The organism is Synechococcus sp. R5-12, assembly GCF_047502655.1.
Taxonomy (GTDB): Bacteria; Cyanobacteriota; Cyanobacteriia; order Thermostichales; family Thermostichaceae; genus Thermostichus.
On record NZ_JANSIM010000263.1, the window covers coordinates 1 to 5,022 of the forward strand.

Annotated in this window: 5 protein-coding genes; 3 read left to right on the forward strand and 2 right to left on the reverse strand. The window is 58.2% G+C overall.

Annotated elements, in window-relative coordinates:
- Positions 1–164: 164 nt before the first annotated feature.
- Together NW843_RS12970 and NW843_RS12975 are read left to right on the forward strand one after the other, a co-directional pair.
- Positions 165–662: a hypothetical protein gene (locus NW843_RS12970; RefSeq protein WP_414523149.1), complete on the forward strand. Its 498-nt coding sequence runs from the start codon at positions 165–167 to the stop codon at positions 660–662.
- 142 nt (positions 663–804) lie between these two features.
- A complete protein-coding gene (locus tag NW843_RS12975) occupies positions 805–1,941 on the forward strand; it encodes an ABC transporter permease (RefSeq protein WP_414523150.1) in 1,137 nt (378 codons plus the stop codon).
- Between the two features lie 47 nt (positions 1,942–1,988).
- Here the strand turns inward: NW843_RS12975 and NW843_RS12980 are convergent, their stop codons facing one another.
- Positions 1,989–2,930 (reverse strand): hypothetical protein, encoded by a 942-nt coding sequence (locus NW843_RS12980; protein ID WP_414523151.1) that lies wholly within the window; start codon positions 2,928–2,930, stop codon positions 1,989–1,991.
- A gap of 307 nt (positions 2,931–3,237) precedes the next feature.
- On the opposite strand from NW843_RS12980, the gene NW843_RS12985 reads away from it, so the two are divergent.
- Positions 3,238–3,825, forward strand: coding sequence for a hypothetical protein (locus NW843_RS12985; RefSeq protein WP_414329849.1), 588 nt, complete (start codon positions 3,238–3,240; stop codon positions 3,823–3,825).
- A gap of 221 nt (positions 3,826–4,046) precedes the next feature.
- On the opposite strand, the gene NW843_RS12990 is transcribed toward NW843_RS12985, so the two are convergent.
- Positions 4,047–4,931 (reverse strand): hypothetical protein, encoded by an 885-nt coding sequence (locus NW843_RS12990; protein ID WP_414523152.1) that lies wholly within the window; start codon positions 4,929–4,931, stop codon positions 4,047–4,049.
- Positions 4,932–5,022: the final 91 nt, after the last annotated feature.

Genomic DNA, 5,022 nt, shown 5'->3' on the forward strand with positions numbered 1-5,022 from the left:
AAATTCAGCAAAGTTCAGGGTTTTGGGGGTTAGAGGCATGCTCACCATGCAAAGTCTCATGCAAAGTCTCGATAGAGGGCTCAGTATGAAGATTGCGTCAAGCAGCTCTGAGAAAGTTAAAGATACCATGTAAGGCAAGGGAAGGTTAGGATATCCTGAGATCTATGAGCGAGCTTCCCCCCAGCCGTAGTCTGGTTCAGCGAGTTGAGCCTGGCCAGCTGATTCGAACCCTCAGCAGTGGGCAATTGCTGATGGTGGATCCCCAGCGGCACAACGCCCTGATCATCTGCAAGACGTTTCATGCTGAGTTTGCCGGGCCGGGTGCTGCTGTTGGGGGGCCATTGGATGTGGAGTCCGGCGGCGTTGTCCCCATTGGGGATGTGGTTTTGCTGCATCCGCAAGACCACCAAGAGCGGCAAAATGCCTATGCCAAGCGGCTGCACTGGATGCGTTGGCTGCAGCAAATCACCGACAATCCTTTGCCGGCCCAGCGGGCGCGGGTTTTGCTCTTTAGCTTAGAGGAATTTTTCTCTGCGGATTTGGTTAGCCAATTGCCCGATGACATTTTGGCACGGCTGGTGGGGGTGCTGCCCCAGACGGTTGCTGCGGTGCGGATGGAGATGACGGCCCTCTACAGCCCCAGCTATTCCTTGGCAGGCTGAGCTTGTCTTGGACTGGGGAAGGGACTCGTCCTGCCAGCATGAATCGGTGACACCTTGCAGCCCTCTCTGCAACTGGAACAAGACACGATCAGCTACACTGCTGGCATTTGGTTCAACTGGACTCGACTGGAATCTTTGCCTCATGCAGTGGTGGAAACGGCTTCGCCAAAACCGATGGGCCCAAGTAGGAGCTTACATTCTCCTTGTTTTCTACGCCTGCGCCATTTTTGCCGAGTTCGTTGCCCCCTACAGCCCACTGGAATCTCAACCGGGGGGATCCCTTCTGCCGCCCACCGCCATTCACTTTTGGGATGAATCGGGCGCTTGGATTGGGCCCCACGTTTATCCAACCCGCCAGGGGCCAGTGGATCTGGAAACGGGAGAACGCCCGCTCTTGGTGGATACCAGCCGTCCAGCCGGGATCCGCTTGTTTGTGGCCGGTACTCCCTACCGTTGGTTGGGGTTAATCCCCTCCAATCGGCATCTGTTCGGCACCGTCCCGCTGCGGCCTGTTGCAGAAGAGGGACAGGTGGGATCCCCAATCGGCGAAGAGCCCTCTGTGGCACGGCTACACCTGCTGGGCACCGATGATCAAGGTCGAGACTATTTCAGTCGCTTGGTCTATGGTGGGCGCGTCAGCCTGTTTATCGGCTTGGTGGGCATTGGCATCTCTTTCCCCATTGGTCTGCTGGTGGGGGCCATATCCGGCTACTTTGGGGGCTGGGTGGATACGCTCCTGATGCGCTTGGCAGAGGTGTTGATGTCGATTCCGACGCTGTATCTGCTGGTGTCGCTGGCAGCGGTGTTGCAGGTGAATCCGCTGACCGGGGTGCCCTTCAGCAATGCCGAGCGCTTTTTGGTGATTGTGGTGATCCTCTCTTTTGTCGGTTGGGCGGGCCTAGCCAGGGTGATTCGCGGGCAGGTGCTGTCCTTGCGAGAGCGGGACTTTGTGCAGGCAGCGCGGGTGGCCGGGGCTGGATCCCTGTACCTGCTGGTGCGGCATATTTTGCCCCAGACAGCCACTTATGTGGTGATCTCGGCAACCTTGGCGGTGCCCGGCTACATTGCGGCAGAGTCGGTGCTGAGCCTCATTGGGTTGGGGATCCAGCAGCCGGATGCCTCTTGGGGCAACATGCTCTCGCTGGCCACCAACGCTTCGGTGATCATCCTACAACCCTGGCTGGTGCTGGCCCCAACGCTGATGGTGGTGCTGACCTCTCTATCCTTTAACCTGCTGGGGGATGGTTTGCGGGACGCCCTCGATCCTCGGGAAGGGTGAGCTGCTTCCCCATTGCGCCGAGTGAGGGGAATGGAGTGGCCTGCAAATCACCGCTTTCCGTCGGGATAGAGCCGGTTTAGACCCTTGCGAGCCTTAGCATGGACATCCAGGGTGGCATCCATTTTCAGGATCTGCCGGTAAACTTGCTCGGCACGAGCCACTTCCCCTTCCCGTTCCAACTTTTCTCCTAGCTTGAGCAAGTTTTGGGCTGAGAGATCTGCCCAAGGATTCTGTTCGGCTGTTGGCTCCTGCAGTTGCCGCAGCTCTTCTAGGCGCTCTTGCACCATCGGTCGTAACAGCCAAGAGTCATCCAGATCCAAAACCTCTCGGTAGTAGCGCTGGGCCTCTTTAAAGTTCTTTTGCTCGTCGTAGGCTTCCGCCAGTTGTAGCGCCAGTTCCGCTGTGGGCTGATCCTTAAACTGGCGATGCAGTTGGTTCAGTCGCCGCACAAAGGGGGATCCCTGCTGCGGGTTTTTCAAATCCGGGGCGTGCTGAACCGGCAGATAGTCGTCCCTCTCCGCCGATGGTTGAGGGGAAGGGGCAGGCTCTGCAGCTTGAGGTCGAAGGGGCGCTTGGCGGCTGATACTTTTGGGATCGATGGGGGTGGGCTTGTAAACCCAAATCGGCCGATCCGGAGGAGATGCGGGTGGGGTTGGGCGTGGGATCGGCTGCGGCAAGGGAATGGTCTTGCGATCCGGCGGTTCAGGAGATGGCTGCTTCAGCTCCTCAAGGGTGCTGGGAGGTTTGGGGGCCTGAAATTGAATCGCTTTGGGAGTCTCCCTGCGCTCTTGGGCCAATTCTCGGTACAGAGCGGCCAATTGCAGGTAACCCGCTTCTTCATAGGCAGTGGCCAGCCAACGGGCATTCTCTGGGCTGGGATCCGCACGATAAGCCCGCCGGAGCAACTGCAAAGCAGTGCCGTAGTTGCGCTCTCGAATGGCTGCCCGTCCCAAACTCGCTGAGCTGACCCCGATGGTATCGCTGGCCATAGTCCCCCATCTGTCTTGGCGCCGACAATAGAGCTAAGAGTCAAGGCTGAGCTGCTGATAATTCAGGTTTTCCAAGCCAGCCACGTGGGTTGACGCTTGCTTAATATAACTGGATTCCTTGGCCATAGCATACCCTCACCAGCCGGGATGTTATCTGCTCGGACAGCTCCCTCTCGTTGAGATCTCTCGCTTTATATCAATTCAATGTCGATATTGAGGGTGGGATTGGATTGAGATCTGGATGCCAAGTTAACTTTCGGGCTAGCTTGTAGTCAGAGCTTCAGCAGCAACAGGTTCTGACGCCAACATGATCCAAGACTTTCGAGAGCGGTACCCTATGGGCAGTTTGCTCACCGATCTGTTGCGGGTGGAAGAAGGGATCTACATCGTCAGAGCCCAGGTGGTGGTGAACAACACGGTTTTGGGCAGTGGCATGGCTGGCTCGAACACCGTCGAAGAGGCGGAAGATGCTGCCTTGAAGCGCGCCCTCCACCACGCAGGATTTGGTCGCCCCACTTCCTCTTTGAGTTTGGGCATGGATTCTGCTGCCGCCAGGGTGCCTTATCTGCCAACTCCTGAGTTGGCCAACGGACACGCTCAGTCTTCCCCTGCTTCTCCAGCCCCCGAGTCGATAGGGATCCCTGCAAAGCCAAGTTCCCCAGAGCTGCCCGGTCTAAGTGAGCCGGCGGCCTATGGGGATGACCTATCGGACATCATTGCCCAAACGGATGTGGAGATGCAGCGCATTGGCTGGGGCCGCAAGGAAGGACAAGAGTTTTTGGAACGTCGCTTTCAGAAGAAATCTCGCCACCAACTCAGCGACGCCGAGCTGCGGGAGTTTTTGCGCTACCTAAAACAGCAGCCCTCCCGCCTCAGCAGCGAACCCCGCTTTTGAAGTCTTCTCGGCCTTGCCGCCAAGATCTCGGGATCTGGAGATCTGGCAACTCCTATCTTCCAACTAGGGTTGTTCCGAGCCCGTTCAAGTAGCCTCTGACCCTTGCCCCCGGCCCCTCTGGAAGGGGGAGTTGGGAATCAAGCCAGCCAACTGTTTTACTGCTAGTTGGCTGCTACTTGGAATAAGCCCGTTCTACCGTCGGTGTCTTGCTGCTGCTGAAGCTAGGGCGCACCTACAATCACGCTGGTGTCTTCCATTTGCTTCACGACCGTTTCTCCCCCTTCCGAGAGCACAACCCGTCGCTCTGGCACCGATACTCCGGCCACCTTGGCGGTTTGGTAGTTTTGCCCGGCCTGCACCACAGAGGGAATGACACCTGGGCCAGAAACCAGAGCAAAGGACTCGCCGCCAATCTGTATCATCCCGGAAACCTGTACACTGCGGGCAAACGCAGCCGGGTCGGGGGTGGGCGTTGGGATCGGGGTAGCCACGGCTACAGGGGCGCCATTGCCGCTGCCAGGAGGGGGCAAAACCGGAGGTGGAGGCAGGGGCGGCAGGACAATCTGCGGTTCAGGAGCACGCACGTTTTGAGGCACAAAGGGATCCACACGGCCAGCCCCACTCAAGGCCCGCTGGGTTTCCTGCTCTCGATCCACTGGCGGGATCAGGCTAGAGGCAGCTTGGGTAGCCTGCAGAAGGGAGGGCACCGGCAGCGGGGGTTGATCGGGGGCGGTCTGGCCAAAGCCGGCAGGCAAGTTCACCGTTTGTTGCCGGGCGAGAGCTTGCATCTGGCTGGCTCCGCGGGCCAAGGTGGCGCTCATATCCTGTTCCCAAGTCCCTGCAGCATTCAGCCGCATGATCACAGGGCTGGTTCCCCCCCGAGACTCCACCCAAATTTCCGCTTCTGTGTCGCTCAATCGCCGCGAGCTGAGGATCCGGGATCCCGGAGGCAAGAGGGGCCGAAGCGCCAGTTCGGCCTCAGGAACAGCCTGTTCGTTGGCCAGAGCCGGGAACCAACGGGGGGCCAAAAACGCAACGCCCCCTGCCAACAGCAGGCCGGCTACAAGAAAGCAGGACAATGGGCGAGCAGGCAGCGATTTCAGCATAGAGACCACCGGGAGAGAGCATGACTCTAGTCAATAATAAGCTCAAATATACTGAAAATAATGTATAATATGTTCAGTACGGATTACTACC